Genomic DNA, 22,324 nt, shown 5'->3' with positions numbered 1-22,324 from the left:
ACTGTAAGCCGTTCGTATGACGACGGAATTCGACTGCGATTTGAACCGTGACTTGGAAGTGACAGACACAGGGAAAAGCGCGTGGCAGAAGCGCACAATCCGTTGCCAAGAGGCGTGCTTGAAGTCAGTTTGTCGTGAGTTGTCCCGGGTAGCGCTGGCTGCGAAATCGGGGCCTGTATATCGTCCGCGTAAGATTCGTCTGCGTAGGAATCGTTGCGTGCAGGCGTGCAACTTTCGAGAGGCCGGCGCGGTTTAGCCGAAGCTCAATAGGCGATAACGAAGCTGTTCCACGGGGGACAGTTCACCCGAGGGGTGCGACACAATGCGCGACTGTTTGAACCACCGTGCAGGCTTTGACCGTGTCTTGTTCACGGTCGCGGCGACCTTCCTCACGGTATCGGCCAGCTCAGCCCTGGCGCAGGATCAGGCGCGCAGCAGCGCTGCCGAGCTCGCGATCGAAGCCGCAATCCCGCGCCCCGAACCCGCAAACGTCCCGCCCCCGACCGCATCAGACATCAAGGTCGACACCACCGCCACGATGGTGGACCCTGCTAAGGAGCCCGCCAAGGAACCCCTGAAGGCCGAATCCGCCCCCGCGCCGGACAAGGTCGAGACCAAGCCTTCCGACGTCGCCACCACGCCCGCCGCCGAGGCGACGAAGAGCGAGACGGCGAAGACTGAACCTGCCAAGACCGAACCTGCCAAGGCCGACACGGCGATCCCAACGCCGGCCGCGCCCGCCACCGCTGCGGCTCCGGCCTCGGAGCCGGTAGGGGCCGCGAGCAACGTTCCCGCGGCCGACCAGCCGGTCGCCGACAAGCTCAAGGACATCATTGGCGCAAAGGCCTCGCGCTATTTCGACCGTAAGAACGAACGCGCTGCGATCGAGAAGTTCTACGGTGCACGCGACTTCGCGCCGGTCTGGAGCCAGGGCGGCAGCCTGACCGCTGCGGCCAAGGGCGTGATCGCACGGCTGAAGGACGCGGCGTCCGACGGTCTCAATCCCGCCGATTACCCGGTGCCGGACTTCGCGGCCGCCACGACACCCGATACGCTCGCCGATGCCGAGCTCAAGCTCACCGCCAGCATGTTCGACTATGCGCGCCAGGCCCAGAGCGGCCGCATGCACTGGTCGCAGGTCAGCGGCGACATCCTCTATCCCGAGCATCCGGTCGATCCGAACGAGGTGCTCGCCAAGGTCACGACCGCGGCGGACGCCTCCGCGGCGCTCGACAGCTACAATCCGCCGCAAAAACTTTACAAGGAGCTGAAGGCGAAGCTCGCGGAGCTCCGCGGCCAGGGCAACGGCCCGGTGATCGAGATCGCCGATGGTCCGGCGCTGAAATACACCCCGGCCGGCAAGAAGCAGGCTGAAATCGTCGTTGAAGATCCGCGCGTGCCGCAGCTGCGCGCCAAGCTCGGCATCACCGAGAACGCCAGCGACACCCGCTATGACGCGGCGGTCGCCGAAGCCGTGCGCAAATTCCAGAACAGCGCCGAGCTCAAGGCGACCGGCATCCTCGACGACAAGACGGTCAGGGCGATCAACGCCCCGAAGCGCGACAAGCAGATCGACGTGGTGCTGGTGAACATGGAGCGCTGGCGCTGGCTGCCGCGCGACCTGGGCGCGCCCTCGCTGGGCGATGCCTATGTCATCCTCAACATTCCCGACTACACGTTGAAGGTGATGCAGCGCGGCCAACAGGTCTGGACCACCCGCGTCGTCACCGGCAAGCCCGGCACGCATGCGACCCCGCTGCTCACCGAGACGATGAAGTACATCACGGTCAATCCGACCTGGAACGTGCCGCCGTCGATCGTCTACAACGAATATCTGCCGGCGCTTCAGCAGGACCCGACCGTGCTCCAGCGCATGGGTCTCAAGCTCGAACAGAACCGCGATGGTTCGGTGCACATCTCGCAGCCGCCCGGTGAAGCCAACGCGCTCGGCCGCATCCGCTTCAATTTCCCCAACAAGTTCCTGGTCTATCAGCACGACACGCCGGACAAGAACCTGTTCGCCCGGGACGAACGCGCCTTCAGCCACGGCTGCATGCGCGTGCAGAACCCGGATCAGTACGCCTCGGTCCTGCTCAACATCGCGATGCCGAACGAGAAGTACACGCCGGAACGCATCCGCAGCATGTACGGCAAGAGCGAGATCGACCTGAAATTCCCGACCCCGATCCCGGTCAACATCACCTATCAGACCGCATTCGTGGACGATGGCGGCAAGCTGCAATTCCGCAAGGACGTCTATGGCCGCGACGCGACCATGATCAACATCCTGAAGAACGGTCGCGGCAAGGATCTCGAGAACGTCGTCGCGCACTCCCAGCCGAGCTATTCACGCCCGGCGACGACACTGCCGAACGGGGTGTTGGCGGCCAACAACGGCGGCTCGTCCGGGCCAAATTTCTTCGAGCGGCTGTTCGGAGCGCCCACCCCGCCGCCGGCCCCGGTCGGCCGCCGGCCGCAGCAGCAGCGGGTATTCACCCGCTGAGCCAGGCCGCCCGGCGCCTGATTTCCTGAAATTCTGCAGTACAATCAGCGACCTCATCCTCTGGTGGGGTCGCTTAACGTTAACCATTCTCCACCTGACCTCAGGCAGCGGGCGTTTTTTTGCCACACTCACCCGGTTAGGTTCGCGATCTGACTTGGTTTGGGGGCGGGAAGGTCAACCTCGAATTAACCTTCTCGCTTTAACAAAGCGTTCATCCTCTTTCGCGCGCTAACGGGGTTAGCGGGAGAGTCCATTTTGAACGCTCGTCGACTGGGTGGGCTCTAACGTGCTGACTGGAATCGCACGCCAATTCGCTGTGCTGTCGTTGTCCCATGCGGGAGTGAAGGCCGGATCCAGAATCGGCCTCGCTGCCGTATTGCTGCTTGCTGCCGCGGGTTCAGTTCACAACGCCGCCGCGCTCAACGAGACCAAGACGCTCTCCTTCCACCACACCCATTCCGGCGAAGACCTCACCGTCACCTTCAAGCGCGACGGACGCTACGACGAAGCGGCGCTGAAGCAGCTCAACCACTTCCTGCGCGACTGGCGCAGCCAGGACGAGACGGTCATGGACCGTCACCTCTTCGACATCCTCTGGGAAGTCTACCGCGACGTCGACGGCAAGCAGCCGATCCAGATCATCTCCGCCTACCGCTCGCCCGCGACCAACTCCATGCTCCGCCGCCGCTCCTCCGGCGTGGCGCGCTTCAGCCAGCACATGCTGGGGCATGCGATGGACTTCTACATCCCGAACGTGCCGCTGGAGCAGATCCGCTTCGCCGGCCTGCGCCTCCAGCGCGGCGGCGTCGGCTTCTACCCGACCTCCGGCTCGCCGTTCGTACATCTCGACACCGGCAGCATCCGGCATTGGCCGCGCATGACGCATGACCAGCTCGCCCGGGTCTTCCCGGACGGACGCACCGTCCACCTCCCGACCGACGGCACGCCGCTGAAGGGCTATGAGCTCGCCAAGGCCGAGATCGAGCGGCGCGGCAGCGGCGAGGATTCCGGCAGCAAGTCGAATTTCTTTGCCGCCCTGTTCAAGGGTAAGCCGGCTCCGGCCGCGGCGAGCAACGACGAGGATGACGAGGGCGCGCCCGCCCCGTCCGCGAAGACTGTCGCGCCGACCGTGGTCGCCGCCGCGACCAAGCCGGCCGATCCGGTGCCGACGCCGCGCGCCAAGCCGTCAGTCGCGGCGACGATTCAGCTCGCCTCGGCCGATGCGCAGATCGTCGCGCTGGCCAAGCCGAAGCCGGCCCCCGTGGCTGACAAGCCGGCCGCCGGCAAATCTGCTGACGCAAAGCCCGAGACCCCCGCCGACATCATCAATGCCCGTGGCTTCTGGGATACCCCGACTGCGCCGCAGCAGGCGACGCCGGCCCAAATTGCTGCGCTGAAGGCACGGCAGGCGCTTGCCGCCGCCACCGATCCGCAGCCGACCGCGAGCGTGTCCAGCGCCGCCTATCAGGCCCTGGCCTACGCGCCGGCGTCCGCCTCACCGGTCGACCGCGCCAACGTCGTCGCCGCCTCCGCGCCGATCCCGCGCTCCGCCCGTCCCGCCTCCGCGTCGCGTAACCTTGCGCCGGCGACCGAGATCAACACGGTAGTCGGTAAGCGCGTCGACGGCATGGTCGCAACCGCGACCCGGCTCTCCGCAGCCAAGGGCGAAAGCATCTGGCTCAAGATCGTGATGCTGTCGCCGAGCGCCAGCCGCGCGATGTCGGTCACGCTGATGGGTGAGCTCGACACCGCCGCAATGCGCGCCTACTTCGTCAAGCCGCAGTCCGTGATCGCCATGGGTTTTGCCGACGATCCGATGCAGGGCCTGTCCTGCGACAGTTTCTCGGGCACCGCCACCGCCAAACTCGAGACGACGTCCTTCGTCGTACGGACGGCTTCGCTGCGCTGACGTCTTCGCGCGCCGCTAACGCTTCCTCCGTCGATCCAGATGATACGTCAACGCCAGCGACAGGCAGACCGATAGGTCCTGCTTCGGCAGCTTGCCCGACACCGGCAACAGCAACGCCCTGGTCTGCCGATATTCGAACTGATCGGGAAAGCGTTCACGAAAGGTATCGACCAGCGTCGTCTTGCAGTTGAACAGAATCGCGGCGTGCGCGGAGTCCTTCAGGCGGCCGAGCCGGATCGTGCTGCCACTGCCGGTCTCTTCGGTCAGATAAGCAGGCTCGCCCCATTTCAACGTTTCGGTAAGACGGCCGATGCCTTCATGCGCCGCGGCGGCCGCGAAGATCAGCTCGCGTACCCAAAGCAGCCGCTTGCCGATCGACGCCGGAAAAGCATCGTAGGCACGGCTTACCTCGCGCGGCAGCGGCGGCGCAGTCACCGCGGTCTCCTTCGATCGGCATGGTGTCGCCCTGGCGAAAGCCAAGACGACACCGATAGCTCAGATCATCCCCAGTGCTTGCATGTAGGTCTCGAGGATCGTCTCGGCCTCGGCGCGCTCGTTCGGGTCCTGCTTGCGCATGCGCACGATGGTGCGCAGCGCCTTGACGTCGTAGCCGTTGCCCTTGGCCTCGGCGAAGACGTCGCGGATGTCGTCGGAGATCGCCTTCTTCTCTTCCTCCAACCGCTCGATGCGCTCGATGATGGACTTGAGCTGGTCCTTGGCAAATTTCGTCGCGGGCTCGTCGTCGCGGACGGCGGCGGAGGTGGCCATCTTGGTACTCCCAATAGAACTGGCAAAACGAGGTGACGCCGGCATCCTCACCGCGCGTGCTGGTTAGACCCTTAGGGTTCGGACCTCTCGCGTTCAAGGCAGCATCGCGCTCGTCCACAGCGCGCCCACACCTTCCTGCGGCGTGTCGAAGAAAGCGGTTGTGTGATGCGACTCAATGGCACCGCATATCAGGCTGCCGGCGAGGCCGTTCAGTGCCCGGGATGAACCTTCTTCATGGCATCGAGCTGCTCAGGCGTGGCCGCGCCCTGGTATTTCGACTTCCAGGCCTCGTAGGGCATGCCATAGACGGCTTCCCGGCTCTCATCCTTGCTCAAGGCGACGCCCTGGGCGTCGGCGGCGTCCTTGAGCCAGTTCGACAGGCAGTTGCGGCAGAAGCCTGCGAGATTCATCAGGTCGATGTTCTGGACGTCCGTCCGCGTCTTCAAATGATCGACCAGGCGCCGGAAAGCGGCAGCCTCGAGTTCCGTTCTGGTTTTGTCGTCAATTGCCATGGCTGGATCCCTCGGCTTTGCGAATTGGCTGTGACCTGGATGGGTCACCCTTACGAGATCAGGTGGGGCCTGTCACAGATTTTGCCATATCGCGGCGCAAACGGGCGCGAAGCCGGCTTCAGGCAGTTCCCGGGCTCTACGCCAAATCGTCAATGATCTGATATAGCTTCCGCGACAATGATCGCCGAATCTCCCCGCTCCCGCCTTCGCCTGCTCGCCCGGTTGGTCCCGGTGCTGGTGGTTGGCCTGCTGTGCCTCTGGGCCAGCCCGGCCTCCGCCGATTTCCGGCTCTGCAACAACACATCGAGCCGGGTCGGCATCGCGCTCGGCTACAAGGATGCCGAGGGCTGGACCACCGAAGGCTGGTGGAACATCTCGTCGCGCTCCTGCGAGACCCTGCTGCGCGGAACTCTGGTGGCCCGCTTCTATTACATCTACGCCATCGACTATGACCGCGGCGGCGAATGGTCGGGCCAGGCTTTCATGTGCTCGCGCGATAAGGAGTTCACCATCCGCGGCACCGAGGATTGCCTTGCGCGCGGCTATGACCGGACCGGCTATTTCGAGGTCGATACCGGCGAGCAGCGGGCCTGGACGGTGCAGCTCACCGATGCCAACGAACAGCCGTCAAAGCAGCAGCGCGTGCCAGGCCTCCCCGGCCCTGTTGGCCCGGGGGTCCCGGGTTTGCCCAATGGCCCGCCCGGTGGTACGCCCCCCGCCGCGCCTGGCCTCCCGCCAGCTCCCTCGCCCCCGTCTGGAAATAAGCCATGAGGCGTCTTCGCCGTATCAAGATTCTCGCGACCCTTGGACCCGCTTCTTCGGACCTCGCGATGATCCGCCGCCTGTTCGAGGCCGGCGCCGACCTCTTCCGCATCAACATGAGCCACACCCCGCATGACAAGATGCGCGAGCTGGTGGCGACGATCCGCAACGTCGAGAGCAGCTATGGAAGGCCGATCGGCATTCTGGTCGATCTCCAGGGGCCAAAGCTCCGGCTCGGTGCCTTCGCCGAAGGCGCGGTCCAGCTCCAGAATGGCCAGACCTTCACGCTCGATTCCGACAAGGCGCCGGGCGACACCACCCGCGTCCAGCTCCCGCATCCGGAGATCCTGGCCGCGCTGCGGCCGGGCCACGCGCTGCTGCTCGACGACGGCAAGGTGCGGCTGATCGCCGAGGAGACCTCGAAGGAGCACGCGGTGACGCGCGTCGTGGTCGGCGGCCGGATGTCCGACCGCAAAGGCGTCAGCCTGCCCGACACCGACCTGCCGGTCTCGGCGATGACGCCGAAGGACCGCGCCGATCTCGAAGCGGCGCTGGTCACCGGCGTCGACTGGATCGCGCTGTCCTTCGTGCAGCGCGCCGACGACGTGCTCGAGGCCAAGAAGATGATCCGCGGCCGTGCGGCGGTGATGGCCAAGATCGAGAAGCCGCAGGCGATCGATCGCCTCGCCGACATCATCGACGCCTCCGACGCCCTGATGGTGGCGCGCGGCGACCTCGGCGTCGAGCTGCCGCTGGAACGCGTGCCGAGCCTGCAGAAGCAGATGACGCGCATGGCGCGGCGCGCCGGCAAGCCGGTGGTGATCGCGACCCAGATGCTGGAATCGATGATCCAGTCGCCGGTGCCGACCCGCGCCGAGGTCTCCGACGTCGCCACCGCCGTCTACGAAGGTGCCGACGCCATCATGCTGTCGGCGGAATCGGCGGCCGGCAAATTCCCGGTCGAGGCCGTCTCGACCATGAATCGCATCGGCGAGGAGGTCGAGCGCGACCCGATTTATCGCTCCGTCATCACCGCACAGCGCCCGGCCCCGGAAGCCACCGCCGGCGATGCCATCGCGGACGCTGCGCGGCAGATCGCCGAGACGCTCGACCTGCCGGCCCTGATCTGCTGGACCAGTTCGGGATCGACCGCCGTGCGCGTGGCGCGCGAGCGGCCGAAGCCGCCGATCGTGGCGATCACGCCGAACGTCGCGGCGGGACGCCGGCTGTCGGTCGTCTGGGGCATACATTGCGTGGTGGCAGAAGATGCGCGCGACCAGGACGACATGGTGAGCCGCGCCGGCCAGATCGCGTTCCGCGACGGCTTCGTCCGGGCGGGCCAGCGCGTGATCATCGTCGCCGGCGTGCCGCTCGGCATCCCCGGCACCACCAACATGGTGCGCATCGCCTCGGTCGGCCCCGAGGGCGAAGCGAATATCTAGCTCCGCCGGCACCCGGCAAACAAAAAATGTCGAAAACAACCCCATGCACAGTAGCCGGCGAGTCCGGCGGATGTGCTGAGGTTTTTTGAAAAGGCGAGCTCGAGCAACGGCCTGGGCGCGATCAGGTCCGCCGGTCGATCAGGATGACGTTTTAGGCCCCAACCAGCGCTTTCGCCGTCGGCAGCAGCGTCTGCTGCACGACGAGCCCCCTGGCGCGGGCGTCCATGACGCCGACCGCGCGGAGCGCCAGCAGCGTCACGGTCTGCACGGCATCGCGCATCCTGGCGGGATCGTCGAGATTGTCCGGCGCGAGCGGTCCGACCAGGGCCTCGTGCAGCGCGCCGAGCAGCGCGGTGGCAGCAAGGGCCGTGTCCTGCGCCGGCAGGTGGCCGGCGCGCACGGCGGCGTCGATCCGCGAGGCCATCTCGCCCGCGATCTCGCGCCGACTGGCGAGACGTGAAGCGCTGACATCGACATCGACCGGCTCGGCCAGGATGCCCCAGGCGAGCCTGCGCTGTGACAGGGTATGGACAGCCACGGTGGTGACCGCCGCCGCCAGCGCCGAGGACGGCCCCGGCGCGGCATCGGCGGCTCGCCGGATCGCCGTGAGCTCGTCGCGGGAGACTTCGGCAATCAACTCGGAGATCAAATCGGCCTTGGAGGGGAAGTAGCGGTAGACCGTACCCGCAGCGACGCCGGCGCGAACCGCGACTGGCGCAATCTGCACCGCCGCCATCCCGCCTTCCGCCGCCGCCTCCCGCGCCGCCGCCAGTATCGCACTGCGCCGGGCCGCAAGGCGCTTCACCACTTGATGCGTCCGCCGATAAACCATGGCGCGCTTCCTGTCCCACACGCCGGTCGCACGCCCTGCGGCCGAACGCTTCGTCACTGATATCGCAAATCGCCCCGCAAGGACTGAACAACTATTCAGAGTGGATGACAAGGTGCAAATGCATGAAGCGTCACGCAAAAAAAACGCGAGCTCAAACAGCTAAAAACGTCGCGAACTGCTTTGGTGAAGGGGTAACCACGATCGTTACCGCCATCTTAAACCTGCTCCGCGACTGTGCTGCGGTATCGCGATCCCACCTCGGTGCAGCATGGTCGACACGGATGCCCGGACCGCCTGGCAGCTCTTCCACCTGAACTGGCTTCCCATCGCAGCCATGGGCAGCCTGCTGGCGCTGGGCCTCGCCTTCACCGGCCTGAGCCTCGAACCAGTCGCCTATTGGGTGACGCTGGCAGTTGCTGCAGTCTTGCTCGCGCTGGCCTATGGCCATCGCATCGTCAAAGGCGAGCTTGCTGACCCGAAGCTGCTGTTTTCGCTCGGAACGATCGGACAGATCATTCTCACCTGCGCCATCGTCGGACCGCTCAGCTATGTCGCGGCCAAGCTGAACTGGCCGCTGCAGGACCAGGCGCTGCTTGCGATCGACCGTGCACTCGGCCTCGATCCTGAACCGATCGCGCGATACGTCAACGACCATCCCTGGCTCGCGGACTGCCTGGCTCGCGGATATGGGCTGATCAAATTGCCGCTGCTCGGCATTCCCGTCGTGCTGGCACTGACGGCGCACTATATGCGGCTGCAATTGTTCATGCTCGCGATGAGCCTCGCGCTCGCAGTCACCATCGCGATCTCCGCCGTCGTGCCCGCGATCGGCACCTATTGGGGGCTGCAGCTGTCCGCCGCGCATTTTCCCGAAATCAACACCGCGGTCTATGCCGGGCAGTTGCGCGACATCCTCGCGCTTCGCGACGGTAGCCTGCACGAGCTCCAGTTGTTCTTCCTCGCCGGCATTGTCTCGTTTCCGAGCTTCCACGCCGCATCCGCCGTGCTCTACATGTGGGCGCTGTGGCCGGTGCGCGGCCTCGGCGGCATCGCGGCTGCGCTCAATCTGCTGATGATTGCGGCAACACCGGTGATCGGCGCGCATTACGTCATCGACGTCGCCGGCGGAATCGCAGTCGCCGCAGCGTCGATCTGGGCGGCGAAATTCTATCTCGAATGGCACCGCCGCGCGCAGCAAACGTCTGCCGCGCCTGCGCCGTCGGCGGTCTGGCAGCCCGGCCTCGCGGAATGACAGCCGACAAGTTGCCCTAGGGTCCGCGCGTAGCGGCGTGCCCGCCGGTAACTTTCAATGTTCAATGTTCTCGACGGTGGGAACGCCTGCGCTTTCGGAGCCGCGGCAGACGCTTTGCCGCCCTACAAGCTTGCTACAGCTTCACGACTTCTCAGATCCGGAAATCGTCCGCCAGAAGAAAAGAGCCCCGTCAAGGGGCTCTTTGAATTCGCGATTCGTACAGCGTTACTTGAGGCTGCTCGAGATCGAGGTGAACTTGGCGTTCAACGTGGTGCCCAGGTTATTGACGACAGTGATGATCGCCAGCGCAATGCCGGCGGCGATCAGACCGTATTCAATAGCGGTGGCGCCGGATTCATCTTTCGCAAAACGCGCAACGAGGTTCTTCATAAAGAGCTCCAAATGAGTACACGAGGCTACAACTGATCTGGTCTTTTGGGCTTCCCAGCGCCGCTTGACCATGGAACCGAACGTAGAGGCAAAGAATTGCGCCGCAGTTAATTCGACTGCGGAAACACAGAGCGGTTTGCGTGTATGCGTCGATGGTAAACCGAAATCTAAAACGATCCGTTAAATTGTCGAGACATCAAGCCGGCCCCGCCTCACCGGTTTACCCGGAATTATGACCGCCGTGGTCCAATGTCGATCGCTCGGCACAACGACAAAAACACCAGGACGACGAGGCGGCATGTCCCTTTCCTTTGCCAACAGCATCACGGTGCAGGGTCGTGCGCGAGCCCTGGTGCCGCTGTGCGTCGGTGCGGGCGCCTATCTCTTCTTCGTGTATGTCGGCGACACGCTGCTTCAGGACTCCGACTCGCTCTGGCAGATCAAGATCGGACAATGGATCCTCGATCACCAGGCGCTTCCCTACACGGACTTCTATTCCTTCACCCGTCCGGGGGCGCCCTGGGTTTCGACCTCATGGCTGTCGCAGGTCCTGTTCGCCCTCTCCTATGCGCAATGGGATTGGGCCGGCCCGGTGATCCTCACCGCGCTTGCGGTCGCATTGTCGGCGGCGATGCTGGTCGGCCTGCTCGAGGCCCATCTGGAAATTCCGCGAGCGGTTCTGTTCGCGATGTTCGCGCTGTTGCTGTCGCTGCACCACGTTCTGGCGCGGCCACACATGCTGGCGCTGCCCGTGATGATCGCGTGGGTCGGCGTATTGATGGCCGCAGCCGACCGCAAGGGCGCCCCGTCATGGTACTGGCTGCCGCTGATGTCCCTGTGGTCGAACCTGCATGGCGGCTTCGTGCTGGGCCTGGCCCTGATCGGCCCGATGTCATTTGTGGCGCTCTGGGGCATGGAGTCCGGCAAGCAGGTCCGACTGCTGTCGCGCTGGTTCCTGTTCGGTGTTGCGGCACTCGCCGCAAGCTGCGTCACGCCTTATGGCTGGCGCACATTGCTCGGCGCGATCAACATCCTCAATCTGGGCGAGCTGCTGACGATCATCTCCGAGTGGGCGCCCGCGAACTTCGCCTCCTTCAACGCATTCGAAGGCGCGCTGTTCGGCCTGATTGCGATCGGGCTGTATCGCGGCCTGACGCTCTCGCCCCCGCGTATTCTTCTGATCCTGCTTCTGACCTGGATGGCGCTCACCCACGTCAGGAGCATCGAGGCCTTCGCCTTCCTGGTGCCGCTGGTGCTGGCCAAGCCCCTCGGCGAACGGTCTGCGCTGCCGCAGCCTGGCACGCAGGGCGGCGAGAGTTGGGCTGCCCGTTACGTCACCGCGACCGGCGCGCTGATGATCGTGGCCGCAGGCTGGACCTCGACCTCACTCTACATGGCGCATCACCGCTTCACCTTCACGATGGATCAGACACCGGTCGCCGCCGTCGATCTGCTCGAGAAACGCAAGGCGCAACGCATCTTCAACGCCTACCAGTTCGGCGGCTATCTGATCTCGCGTGACATCCCGGTCTTCATCGACGGCCGCGCCGAGCTCTACGGCGAAACCTTCGCCATGGACGTCTTCAAGGCCGTGGAGCTCAAGAAGCTCGACAGTCTGACGCGGCTGCTCGACGCGTACCAGATCGACGCCACGCTCATGGTCGCGGACGCACCGGCCGCCCAGGTGCTGGACCACATCAAGGGCTGGAAGCGGCTCTACGCGGACAACATCGCCGTGATCCACGTGCGAACCGGCGGCACAGAGGCCGGCGCGATGCCGGAAGCGGAGTCCTCGAGGGAAGCCGTCAAGTGAGCGCGTCAGCTCAGCAGCCGATATCCGGTCCATCGCGCCGCTGGATCGGAATTCCTCTCGTGATGCTGCCAGCGTTTTCGATCGCAACGCTCTTCGCCTGGGGCGTCCTGATCTCCACCTTCACCCATCCCGGTTGGATCGGGCTGAACCACGTCGCTCCCGGCACCGACTGGATGGTGTTTTACGGCGCCGTCAGATCGTTGCTCGCCGGCAATCTTGCGCTGGTCACCGATGGTGACGCGTTCACGGCCTATCTCAACCAGTCGTTCGCATCATGGCTCACGGTGCCTCTGGAGTTCCGTCCATGGTTCTATCCGCCCGGCTTCCTCGTTCTGCTGCTGCCATTCGCGCCGCTTGGCTTCATCGGCTCCTATGTCGCATTCCAGGCCGCGACCGCAGGCTTCCTGGCCTGGGCGCTTCGCAACCGGTCCGATCAGCCGCAACTGACGCCCTACATCATCGCGGCCGTGCTGGTCTCGCCATCGGCATCTCTCAACCTGGCCGATGGACAATGCGCCTTTCTCGTTGCCGCACTGCTGGTCGCGGGCGTCAGGCTGCTCGGACCGCGACCGCTCCTGGCCGGGGCAATCCTCGGGCTGCTGAGTTTCAAGCCGCAATTCTTCCTGCTCGTCCCGCTCGCGCTAATGGGGGCGCGCCGCTATGGCAGCCTGTGCGCTGCTGCATGCTCGGCATTCGCATTGGCGGCTGCAAGTGCCATGATTTTTGGCGTCGAATTGTGGCTCTGGTGGATACCGCAGGCGTACAACAATCTGGTCAGCCCCGACGCGAAATGGCTGGCCTATGGCCGCATCTGGGGTCACAGCGTGTGGGCCTGCGCGATGCTGCTAGGCCTGCCGGAGCGGCTGGCCTCCATCCTGCAGCTGGCCGCGATCCTTTCGAGCGCGGCGGCAACGTTCGCGGTCTTTCGCTCCTCGCTCAGTACCAACAACAAGCTGATCGTACTGCTTGCGGCAACCGTGCTGGCAGCCCCGCATTCGGGCCCTTATGACGCGACGCTGCTGACGGTCGCCGTCGTGCTGTGGCTTGCCGCATCGATCGATGCTCCACGCTTTCGCGACTGGCTGATCGGGCTCGGCATCTGGATGGTGCCGTTGCTCAGCCCGGCGGTGTATATTCCGGCGGGACGACTATCGCCGCTCCTCATCGTCGCTCTCATCGGCGTCGTGTTCGGCGCGTTGCGCAGTCCGGCAGGGTCTGGCGAGCCGGCAATGTCGCCGCATTCCTGAATCCAATCTGCGGCTGGCGATGCGGGCGCCGAAGTGATGACGCAAACTCCAGAGCGTGTGCCACCACTTCTAGCGTGATTGGCGAGAGATGGTGGGCGCGGCGCTTAGGCACCTTTGCCTGCCGTACTTCTGAGTTTCCAGTGCAACTGCATCAAAATCGTCAATGCGAGCGCAGTGAAGCAAATCCAGACTGTCACCGCGGATCTATTCTGGATTTCTTCGCTGCGCTCGCAATGACGGGGCGCTGAGTTGGCACCACCCGCAAATCACCATCACCAACAAAAAACGCGGCGTTTCCGCCGCGTTTTTCAATTCGATCTGCCGTACGCGATTACGCCTGCGGCTGCGGCTCCAGGCCGGGATCCGGATCGGGTCGCGGGCGCGACTTGCCGGCCGGCGGCACGGCCGAGGCGCGCGGTGTGGTCGGCTCGAGCACGGATTCGCGGTTCGGCTTCTTGCCCTTGAGCAGGTCGATGATCTCGTCGCCGGAGAGCGTCTCGAATTCGAGCAGGCCCTTGGCGAGAGCTTCGAGATCGGCGCGCTTCTCGGTGAGAATACGCGTTGCCTCGTTATAGCCTTCTTCGACGAAGCGCCGGATCTCGGTGTCGATCTTCTGAACCGTCGCTTCCGATGCGTTCTGGGTGCGCGACACCGACATGCCCAGGAAAACCTCGTCCTGATTCTCGCCGTAGGACACGGTACCGAGCGCCTCGGACAGGCCCCAGCGCGTCACCATCATGCGCGCCAGACGCGTCGCCTGTTCGATGTCGGACGACGCACCCGAGGTTACCTTCTCGCGACCGAAGATCAGCTCTTCGGCGACGCGGCCACCCATCATGATGGCAAGGCGCGAGGTCATCTGCTCCAGCGACATCGACAGCTTGTCACGCTCGGGCAACTGCATGACCATACCCAGCGCACGCCCGCGCGGAATGATGGTCGCCTTGTGGATCGGATCGGTCGCGACGACGTTGAGGCCGACGATGGCGTGGCCGCCCTCGTGATAGGCCGTCAGCAGCTTCTCTTCCTCGGTCATGACGAGCGACTTGCGCTCGGCGCCCATCATCACCTTGTCCTTGGCTTCCTCGAACTCGGCCTGGGTCACCATCCGCTTGTTGCGGCGGGCGGCGGTGAGCGCGGCTTCGTTGACGAGGTTCATCAGGTCGGCGCCGGAGAAACCCGGGGTGCCGCGCGCGATGGTCTTGAGGTTGATATCCGGCGCCAGCGGCACCTTGCGGACGTGGACCTTGAGGATCTGCTCGCGGCCGACGACGTCCGGGTTGGGCACCACGACCTGACGGTCGAAGCGGCCGGGACGCAGCAGCGCGGGATCGAGCACGTCGGGACGGTTGGTCGCGGCGATCAGGATCACGCCCTCGTTGGCCTCGAAGCCGTCCATCTCGACCAGCAACTGGTTCAGCGTCTGCTCGCGCTCGTCATTGCCGCCGCCGAGGCCGGCGCCACGGTGACGACCGACGGCGTCGATTTCGTCGATGAAGATAATGCAGGGCGCGTTCTTCTTAGCCTGCTCGAACATGTCGCGGACGCGGCTGGCGCCGACGCCGACGAACATCTCGACGAAGTCAGAACCCGAAATGGTGAAGAACGGCACGTTGGCTTCGCCCGCGACCGCACGCGCGATCAGGGTCTTGCCGGTGCCGGGAGGTCCGACCAGCAGCACGCCGCGCGGAATTCGGCCGCCGAGGCGCTGGAATTTGCCGGGGTCGCGCAGGAATTCGACGATCTCCTGCAGGTCCTGCTTGGCCTCGTCGACGCCCGCGACGTCCTCGAAGGTGACGCGGCCATGCGCTTCAGTCAGCATTTTTGCGCGCGACTTGCCGAAGCCCATCGCCTTGCCGGCGCCGCCCTGCATCTGCCGCGACAGGAAGATCCACACGCCGATCAGCGCGATGAAGGGCAGCCAGGAGACCAGCAGCGAGACGAACCACGGCACGTTGTCGCCGGGCGGCTTCGCAGTGATCTGCACCTTGCTGTCATAGAGGCGCTTCACGAGCGTCGGATCGCTCGGCGCATAGGTCTGGAAGCTCGAGCCGTTGGTGAAGGTGCCGTGAATGTCCGGCCCCTGGATTACGACGTCGCGCACATTGCCGCGGTCAACCTCGCTCAGGAGCTGGGAGAAGGCGATGTCCTGCGAGGAGGCGCGCTGACCCGGATTCTGGAAGAGCGTGAACAACGCCAACAGCAGCAGGACAATGATGACCCAGAGGGCGAAATTGCGCAGATTGGCGTTCATCGATCTTCCTTCGTGGTCGCGCGGATCGCGGCCTGAGCCTTGGGCAGTTATTTGGGCAGCGCGAGGAAATCCCCAAGGAATCCTCTCGGTTAGACGCATACAATCTAGGTGTCGCTCCGGTCGCTGCCAAGGGAACGAGATGGGACTATTTAGCCCATCTTAGTCCGATTCCCGCTGAAATAATGGCGCTCGGGTCCGGGTTTTTCCTGCCTGGTTAAGGTGTCCTCACGGCGCGGTCTCGAAACGGCCGGTGCCATGATCCGCCCTTATCCACCCTTGATCCACCCTTGCGCCGGGCCGGCGCCGGGGCGATGCGGATACGTCCCCCGGCAAGGCTGATCAAGGCTCCCGCAAGCGTCTGCTTCAGGGCCGGCCGGCCATTTGCGGGTGCGCGGGCACTTGCGGCAATGGCCTGATCGAGCACGGCCAGGAGGGATTCGACCTTGCCGAGTTCCGCCGGCCCCTCATGCCCGAACGCGTTGATGGCCCGCAGCAGGATCCGCAGCCGGACCTCCTCCGGCAGGGCGGCAAACCCGGAGGCCTCGAAGCTTCGAACGCCGGCCTGCGGCGCATCGCCGCGATCCCGCAAACGGAGGAAGCGCTCGGCTCCATCGGTCAGCACCTCGACGGCCAAATTGGCGCGCGCCAGCCTTGCCGCGAGCCGAGCCAGGCTGCGGGCATCACCGCCCTCCGCCGCGAGCTGCGGCAGCAGCGCACGCAGCCGCGGCCGGGTAAAGGCAGCGTCGTGGTTGGTGGGATCGTCGGCAAAGCCGATCTTCGCCCGCTTCAAGGTCGCGATCAGCTGCGACTTCGGAACATCGAGCAGTGGACGCGCAAGAACGACGCCGTCGCGCTCGGTGAGACGGGCCATCGCCGACAGCCCGGCTAATCCGCTGCCGCGCACAAGCCGCATCAACAGGGTCTCGGCCTGGTCGTCGCGGGTGTGGGCGGTCAGCACGTGGCTCGCACCGGCGAGGCGCGCGGCCTGCACAAGCAGGCGGTAGCGAGCTTCGCGCGCGGCGGCCGGCAGTCCCGTTTTCGGCTTTGCCCCGCGCCAGCGCACGGTCCGGTGCGGCAGGCCAAGCCCGGTTGCGAGACGCTTGACCTCGCGCGCCTCGCGCGCCGCCTCCGGCCGCAAGCCGTGGTCGATAGTGACTACGGTGAGACGCGGGCCCCGCGAAAGGCTGCGATGCCAGCGCGCCGCAAGCCACATCAGCGCCACCGAGTCGGGCCCGCCGGAGACCGCGAGCAGCAGTCCCTGCGCGCCTTTCAGGCCTGCGAAGAGGCGCTTGGCCTCACGCGCCGAGATCGGTGAATTGTCCTCTGACATGACACTGCAATCGTCCGCGGATGGACACTGTTTAGCGCAGCGCCATCCTTCTTGTCAGGATCAATCGCCGCGCCTCAGCACTTCACCCGCTTCTGCTCGCGGTCGACCGCAGCTTTGACGCCGGCGGAAGCGCGCGGATATTTGCGACCGACTTCACCGAAGGCGGCACACGCCGCCTCCTTCTCCTTCAGCGCCGCCAGCGACTGGCCGAGCCGCAGCAGGGCATCCGGTGCCTTGGCGGATTTGTCGTATTTCGTGGTGACGGCGAGGAAGGCTTCCGCGGAGTCGCGATATTGCTGGCGCTGGAAATAGCTCTCGCCGACCCAGTATTGCGCGTCACCGAGCAGCGGGTCGCTCGGATATTTCTGCGAGAAATTCTTCATGGTCTGCTCGGCCAGCGCATAGTCCTTGCGCTGCATGTAGCCGATTCCGAGGTCGAATTCGTCGCGCGGCGTTGCCGAGGGCGGCAGGGTCGCAAGGCCCGTGCCGCCTGATGGCGCGGGAGAGCCGGATGAGACCGGCGGATAGCCGGGCTGCGCAGCCTGAGGCCCGACCGCCTGCGGATAGCGGGGGCCGCTGTTGGCGAGATCAAGCGGTTCGCCGGCGCCACGGCCGCCGGGCGCGCCGCTCGGGGCACCTGCAGGCATCGGTTGCTGCCCGCCGCCGAGCGCGCGCGGCGCACCCGGCGCATTCGGACTCTGGTTCGGGTCGAAGGCATCGCCGCGGCGGCGCGTGCCCGGCGCGCCGGGCGCAGGCTGCTCCTGAACGATCGGTGCCGGAGAGGCGATCTGCGGCTGCTCGTAATTCGGCTGGGCCGCTTGCTGGTGCGGCGGCTGCTGGCGATAGGCCGGCGCGGCTTGTGCGGGCGGCATGGCCGCGACATTGGGCTGGACCGGCGTCTGGCCGGGCGAAGCTTGCGCGCCGCCCTCGAGCGCTCTTAGCCGCTCTTCGAGCTGGCGGTTGCGATATTGCAGCTCTTCGTTCTGACCGGTGAGCTGGCGCAGCTGGTTCTCCAGCCGCTCGATCCGCATCTCGGGATCTGCATCGTCCGATTGTGCGAGGGCGGGCGAGCACAACGAAAGCAGCGCGGCGATCGCCACGGTGCCGGTGAAAACCTTAAATCTGGATGACATCTTGCCCTGACGACGAAAGCGAAATGGCCTGCGACCGAACATTCGACGCGCCACACATTGAAGGGGAGTACGCCAAAACTGTGACTGTAACAAACGGGTTTCTGTCACAGATCGCTGAAACGAAACCGGCGCCCGAGAGGGCGCCGGCATAATCGCTATCTGAAGATGAACGGCGTCTGACCGATCGTCAGGAGCTCGCGTTCAGCACGGTGACGGCGCGGCGGTTCTGCGACCAGCAGGAGATGTCGTTGCAAACGGCCACCGGCCGCTCCTTGCCGTACGAGATCGTGCGCATGCGGTTCGGATCGATGCCGCGCGAGGCGAGGAACGAACGCACCGATTGGGCGCGGCGAGCGCCGAGCGCGATGTTGTATTCGCGGGTGCCGCGTTCGTCGGCATGACCTTCGACCGTGAAGCTGTAGCGCGGATAGCTCTGGAGCCACTGCGCCTGCTTCTCCAGGGTCACGATCGCCTGCGGGGTCAGATCGGTCTGGTCGCTTTCGAAGAACACGCGGTCGCCGACATTGACGACGAAGTCTTGCTGGCTGCCCGGCGTCGCCGCGTTGGCCATCGCATCCGTGGCAGAGTTCTTGTTGGCGCAGGCACCCATCGACAACGCGACGGCAAGCACCGCGGCCAGCTTCAATCCCTGGAGGATGCGCATAGGATGTTTCATTCCGGAGCCTCCACGCTCACGTTTCGTCCACTGCTGTCCGGTCTACAGGGGGTTGGTTAAGCGAACGTTCCGTCAACCTTGATGGAACCTTGCCACAGCCGGTCAAATGCCCCCAACCAGCGAAAAGCAACCGTCATGGTTAATGGGTTGTAAATGTGGCGCGACGGTGAAGGCAAGCCGCAACGACCGGCAAAAACCGCGGCCTTTGCTGGAATTTTAGGCTCGTCGCGTGGGGCCTAGCGGGCAGAACCCGTTGCCGAGACGGCTACGTCCGGGGGCCGCTGCGTGGCCAGCGACACCGGGCGCGCGGCAGCCTGGCGGGGGCTGCTGCGTTGAAACAGCATGCGCCGCTCAAACGCGCTGGAGCGCATGATCGGAAAGCGCGTCAGGACCTTTTCCCGCTGGTTCCGGAAATCGGACGCCATCAGCACGGCCTTCTTGGTGGGCCAGCCCGGAAACCCGCGTGGCTCCGGTGAAATGGTCTCGTGCAGGAAGATGCGACGATAAAACGCCTGGTGGTCGGTCCGGATCATGGCCAGCCCGGTATCGGCGTTGAAATGATCGCAGGCCACAAAGGCCAGCCGCACGGTCAGATAGGGCAGCTCCGGAAAACGCTGGTGCTTTTCGGGATCGGCAACAAACCGGCATGGATCGATGAGAACTTCGCCGCGGTCGAGGCGGGGATGCAGCACGTCGCCAAACACTTCGGTCGTGTAGGACATCCGCCAGTCCGACGTCAGGACGTGAATGCGAACGGAGCTGCAGAGCTCTCCATCGACATAGACCCCGAAATTCCAGGTGTTGGGCGCATCGTCGAAGCGATCGGTTACGCGCCGCGACTCCGACGGCTCGATCAGACCGGCGTGCAGATAGGCCCGGTACCGCATCAAATAGAGGTTGTCTCGGTCCTCGGGAGTTTCGATCAGGCGGTAATCGATGCGGTCAAACAGAGCGGCTCCCCGCGGAAGGAGCACCGTTTGCGGTTCAGCTCCAGACGTCATCCAGTACCCCTACACTCCAAAGCAACTTCTGCGAGTGTGAGGAGATTAATGGTTCATTAACGGAATTGCAAAGGCTTAGAAACGTTAGGGTTAACCTTTGCAGCCCGCAAAAACACGGGCGAACGAGAGCTAAATGCGTTGAAGGAGTGACGCGGAGAAAGATCAGGCGATCGATCGCGAGGACACCATGACGATGTGGTCCTCAGCCCCGCGGCGGCCATGCGAGGCATTGAGCAATTGGCGAATCCGGACTGCCGGCACCGGCCGGCTGAACAGATAGCCCTGCCCTTCGGTCACGGTGCCGTCGGCGCTGATCAACTCGAGCTGATCATTGGTCTCGATGCCCTCGACCACGACCGCCATGCCGAGATCGGCCGACAGCCGCGCTACGCCGCGCAGCAGCGTCAGCGGCCGGTCGGCATCGATGCCCTCGAGGAAGGAGCGGTCGATCTTCACCTTCTGCATCGGGAAATTGTGCAGGTAGCTGAGGCTCGAATAGCCGGTGCCGAAATCATCCAGCGAAATGCGCACGCCGATCGCATGCAATTGCGACAGGATGTCGTGCGTGAGCTGGGTGTTGCGCAACAGGGAGGATTCGGTGATCTCGATCTCCAGCCGATGCGCCGGGAGCCCCGAAACCTCGAGCGCGTAGCGGATTTCGCTCAAGACGTCGCGCTGGTGGAATTGCTGCGGCGAGAAGTTGACGGCGACGCTGACGCCCTCCGGCCATTTCATGCATTCCATGCAAGCGCGGCGCAGGATCCAGCGGCCGAGATCGACGATCAGCCCCATGTCCTCGGCGACCGGGATGATGTCGATCGGCGAGACCGTGCCGCGCACCGGATGATTCCAGCGCAGCAGCGCCTCGCACGTCGTGATCTTGCCGGATTTCAGATTGACCAGCGGCTGATAGAACAGCTCGAACTCCTCGTTGGCGAGCGCCTTGCGCAGATCGAGCTCGAGGATGCGGCGCGCCTCGACGGTCGCCGCCATCTCGTCGCGGAAGAAGCAGAAGGTGCCGCGGCCGTCGGCCTTGGCCCGGTACAGCGCCATGTCGGCATTCTTGAGCAGCGTGTCTGCGCTGATGCCCTCCGGCAAGGTCAATGCGATGCCGACGCTGGCGCCGATCTCGACCAGATGATTGTCGATGCGGTAACGCTCGCTCAGCCGTTCGACGATCCGGCGCGCCAGCGCAGCGGCGTCCTCGGGCGAGGAGATGTTCTCCTGGAACACGACGAATTCGTCACCGCCGAAGCGGGCGACGAAATCCTCGGGGCGCAGCATCTCGCGCAGACGGTTGGCGACCGCGCACAGGAGCTGGTCGCCGCAGGGATGGCCGAGCGTGTCGTTGACCTGCTTGAACTGGTCGAGGTCGACGAACAGCAGCGCGGACAGGCGCTCGGCGCCGTGCGAGATCGCCAGCAGCCTTTCGATCTCATCGCGGAAATGAACGCGGTTGGGCAGCGCGGTGAGGTCGTCGTAGCGCGCCAGATGCGTGATCTTGGCCTCGGCGCTACGTCGCTCGGTAATGTCCTCGAGCAGCACCACCGCGCCACCGTCAGCCATCGGCTGGACAGTCCAGGACAACGACCGGTTTCGCTGCGTATCGGGATCGGCGGTGATGATCTCCTTGGCTTGCGAACTCTCGATGTCCGCGACGATTCGCTCGCCGCTCCCAGCCGAGATGGATCCCGCGCTCACGCACGCCGCGACGATGTCACGCGCGTTGACCCCGCGCTGCGCGAGACCTTCCGGCAGATTCATCATTGCGCCGAAGCGGTGGTTCATGACCGCCAGCTGTCCGTCGACGCGGAACATGCAGAGGCCGTGCGGCATGTTGTTCAGAGCCGTATCGAACTGGCCGGCGAGCGCGGCTTCACGCTCACGTGCCACGACCGCTCCCATGAAGATTCGATGCAGATTCACCGAGAGCTGCATGATCGCCATCAGGAACGCGGCGCTGACCAGCGCCATCGCGATGTAGTAGGGTGTTCCACGCAGCGCCAAGGCAAGCACGGCCGGGCCGAAGATCAGCACGGCCTGGAGGTGGAAGATCGCAGGCCGGCCATATGCCCTGCCCGCGCCGCCTGCCGCGATTCCGGTCGTGACCGACAAGGCGATCATGTGGGCCACGGCGTCGTCCGTGGCCAACAGGGTGGTGGCGCACCAGATGCCGATCGCAGCCGCCTGGATCTTTGCTCCGATCTGATAGCGCTTCTGCCAGCGTGCGGCCGCCTCGACGGTCATGACCGCGTGACGTGCCTGATAGAGGCGCAGGTCGATCGCCCGCGCGGTCCCGGCCAGGATCAGAAGTGCGACGCACGACCAGATCAGCGGCTCGCCCGTCCTCAGCGCGGTCAGGGCCGCACCAATCGACACGAAAATGAGTCCCGCCAGCAACGGGCCAGGCGCTTCGAACAGCGAATCGATTTGCGCCGCCGAAGTTTTCGGCGGCCGCTGTTCCGGCTCTCCGCTATGACTTGCAAACTGCATCTGGTGT

General features: G+C 64.9%; 18 protein-coding genes. 7 read left to right on the top strand and 11 right to left on the bottom strand.

Going from position 1 to position 22,324, the window contains the following annotated elements:
* The first annotated feature begins 322 nt into the window (after positions 1–322).
* A complete protein-coding gene (locus tag RX329_RS07875) occupies positions 323–2,503 on the top strand; it encodes a L,D-transpeptidase family protein (protein ID WP_085359454.1) in 2,181 nt (726 codons plus the stop codon).
* A gap of 286 nt (positions 2,504–2,789) precedes the next feature.
* Positions 2,790–4,412, top strand: a complete 1,623-nt coding sequence (locus RX329_RS07870) for a DUF882 domain-containing protein (RefSeq protein ID WP_240543275.1) — start codon at positions 2,790–2,792, stop codon at positions 4,410–4,412.
* Positions 4,413–4,427: 15 nt separating this feature from the next.
* Here RX329_RS07870 and RX329_RS07865 read toward each other — a convergent pair whose 3' ends face one another.
* The 3 genes from RX329_RS07865 to RX329_RS07855 all read right to left on the bottom strand — a co-directional run bounded on the left by RX329_RS07865 (position 4,428) and on the right by RX329_RS07855 (position 5,692).
* Complete coding sequence (locus RX329_RS07865; RefSeq protein ID WP_085359457.1) at positions 4,428–4,847, bottom strand: hypothetical protein; 420 nt, start codon at positions 4,845–4,847, stop codon at positions 4,428–4,430.
* 60 nt (positions 4,848–4,907) lie between these two features.
* Positions 4,908–5,180 carry a DUF2312 domain-containing protein gene (locus RX329_RS07860; RefSeq protein ID WP_007596286.1) on the bottom strand — a complete coding sequence of 91 codons (273 nt, stop codon included), beginning with the start codon at positions 5,178–5,180 and terminating at the stop codon, positions 4,908–4,910.
* A gap of 209 nt (positions 5,181–5,389) precedes the next feature.
* Positions 5,390–5,692, bottom strand: a complete 303-nt coding sequence (locus RX329_RS07855; RefSeq protein WP_007596287.1) for a DUF1244 domain-containing protein — start codon at positions 5,690–5,692, stop codon at positions 5,390–5,392.
* 177 nt (positions 5,693–5,869) lie between these two features.
* Here RX329_RS07855 and RX329_RS07850 point away from each other — a divergent pair, with 177 nt between their 5' ends.
* The gene (locus RX329_RS07850) at positions 5,870–6,463 is read left to right on the top strand and encodes a DUF1036 domain-containing protein (RefSeq protein WP_085359459.1); all 594 of its coding nucleotides are present in this window, start codon (positions 5,870–5,872) and stop codon (positions 6,461–6,463) included.
* Positions 6,460–7,896: a pyruvate kinase gene (pyk, locus tag RX329_RS07845; RefSeq protein ID WP_026232597.1), complete on the top strand. Its 1,437-nt coding sequence runs from the start codon at positions 6,460–6,462 to the stop codon at positions 7,894–7,896. Before RX329_RS07850 ends, pyk begins: the two co-directional genes overlap by 4 nt.
* Before the next feature lie 151 nt (positions 7,897–8,047).
* On the opposite strand, the gene RX329_RS07840 is transcribed toward pyk, so the two are convergent.
* Positions 8,048–8,728 (bottom strand): helix-turn-helix domain-containing protein, encoded by a 681-nt coding sequence (locus RX329_RS07840; protein ID WP_026232596.1) that lies wholly within the window; start codon positions 8,726–8,728, stop codon positions 8,048–8,050.
* 268 nt (positions 8,729–8,996) lie between these two features.
* Here RX329_RS07840 and RX329_RS07835 point away from each other — a divergent pair, with 268 nt between their 5' ends.
* A complete protein-coding gene (locus RX329_RS07835) occupies positions 8,997–9,980 on the top strand; it encodes a phosphatase PAP2 family protein (RefSeq protein ID WP_085359461.1) in 984 nt (327 codons plus the stop codon).
* 225 nt (positions 9,981–10,205) lie between these two features.
* Here the strand turns inward: RX329_RS07835 and RX329_RS07830 are convergent, their stop codons facing one another.
* Complete coding sequence (locus RX329_RS07830; RefSeq protein WP_007614256.1) at positions 10,206–10,370, bottom strand: Flp family type IVb pilin; 165 nt, start codon at positions 10,368–10,370, stop codon at positions 10,206–10,208.
* A gap of 298 nt (positions 10,371–10,668) precedes the next feature.
* On the opposite strand from RX329_RS07830, the gene RX329_RS07825 reads away from it, so the two are divergent.
* The gene (locus RX329_RS07825; protein WP_085359463.1) at positions 10,669–12,183 is read left to right on the top strand and encodes a hypothetical protein; all 1,515 of its coding nucleotides are present in this window, start codon (positions 10,669–10,671) and stop codon (positions 12,181–12,183) included.
* Positions 12,184–12,245: 62 nt separating this feature from the next.
* On the top strand, positions 12,246–13,430 hold the full coding sequence (locus RX329_RS07820; RefSeq protein ID WP_085359465.1) for a glycosyltransferase family 87 protein: 1,185 nt from the start codon (positions 12,246–12,248) through the stop codon (positions 13,428–13,430).
* A 331-nt stretch (positions 13,431–13,761) separates the two neighbouring features.
* Here RX329_RS07820 and ftsH read toward each other — a convergent pair whose 3' ends face one another.
* The 6 genes from ftsH to RX329_RS07790 all read right to left on the bottom strand — a co-directional run bounded on the left by ftsH (position 13,762) and on the right by RX329_RS07790 (position 22,317).
* A complete protein-coding gene (ftsH, locus tag RX329_RS07815) occupies positions 13,762–15,684 on the bottom strand; it encodes an ATP-dependent zinc metalloprotease FtsH (protein ID WP_007596301.1) in 1,923 nt (640 codons plus the stop codon).
* Between the two features lie 214 nt (positions 15,685–15,898).
* Entirely contained in the window at positions 15,899–17,014 is a 1,116-nt protein-coding gene (gene tilS, locus RX329_RS07810) for a tRNA lysidine(34) synthetase TilS (RefSeq protein WP_085348901.1), read from the bottom strand.
* Between the two features lie 74 nt (positions 17,015–17,088).
* Positions 17,089–18,147 (bottom strand): tol-pal system protein YbgF, encoded by a 1,059-nt coding sequence (ybgF, locus tag RX329_RS07805; protein ID WP_317245600.1) that lies wholly within the window; start codon positions 18,145–18,147, stop codon positions 17,089–17,091.
* A gap of 187 nt (positions 18,148–18,334) precedes the next feature.
* Positions 18,335–18,823, bottom strand: a complete 489-nt coding sequence (pal, locus tag RX329_RS07800) for a peptidoglycan-associated lipoprotein Pal (RefSeq protein ID WP_026232595.1) — start codon at positions 18,821–18,823, stop codon at positions 18,335–18,337.
* Positions 18,824–19,059: 236 nt separating this feature from the next.
* Positions 19,060–19,824 (bottom strand): N-acyl amino acid synthase FeeM domain-containing protein, encoded by a 765-nt coding sequence (locus RX329_RS07795; protein ID WP_026232594.1) that lies wholly within the window; start codon positions 19,822–19,824, stop codon positions 19,060–19,062.
* Between the two features lie 162 nt (positions 19,825–19,986).
* Positions 19,987–22,317: a putative bifunctional diguanylate cyclase/phosphodiesterase gene (locus RX329_RS07790; protein WP_085359468.1), complete on the bottom strand. Its 2,331-nt coding sequence runs from the start codon at positions 22,315–22,317 to the stop codon at positions 19,987–19,989.
* Positions 22,318–22,324 lie beyond the last annotated feature (7 nt).

Source organism: Bradyrhizobium sp. BWC-3-1 (genome assembly GCF_032917965.1).
Classification (GTDB): Bacteria; Pseudomonadota; Alphaproteobacteria; order Rhizobiales; family Xanthobacteraceae; genus Bradyrhizobium; species Bradyrhizobium canariense_D.
This window is presented reverse-complemented; position numbering and strand designations above follow the sequence as displayed.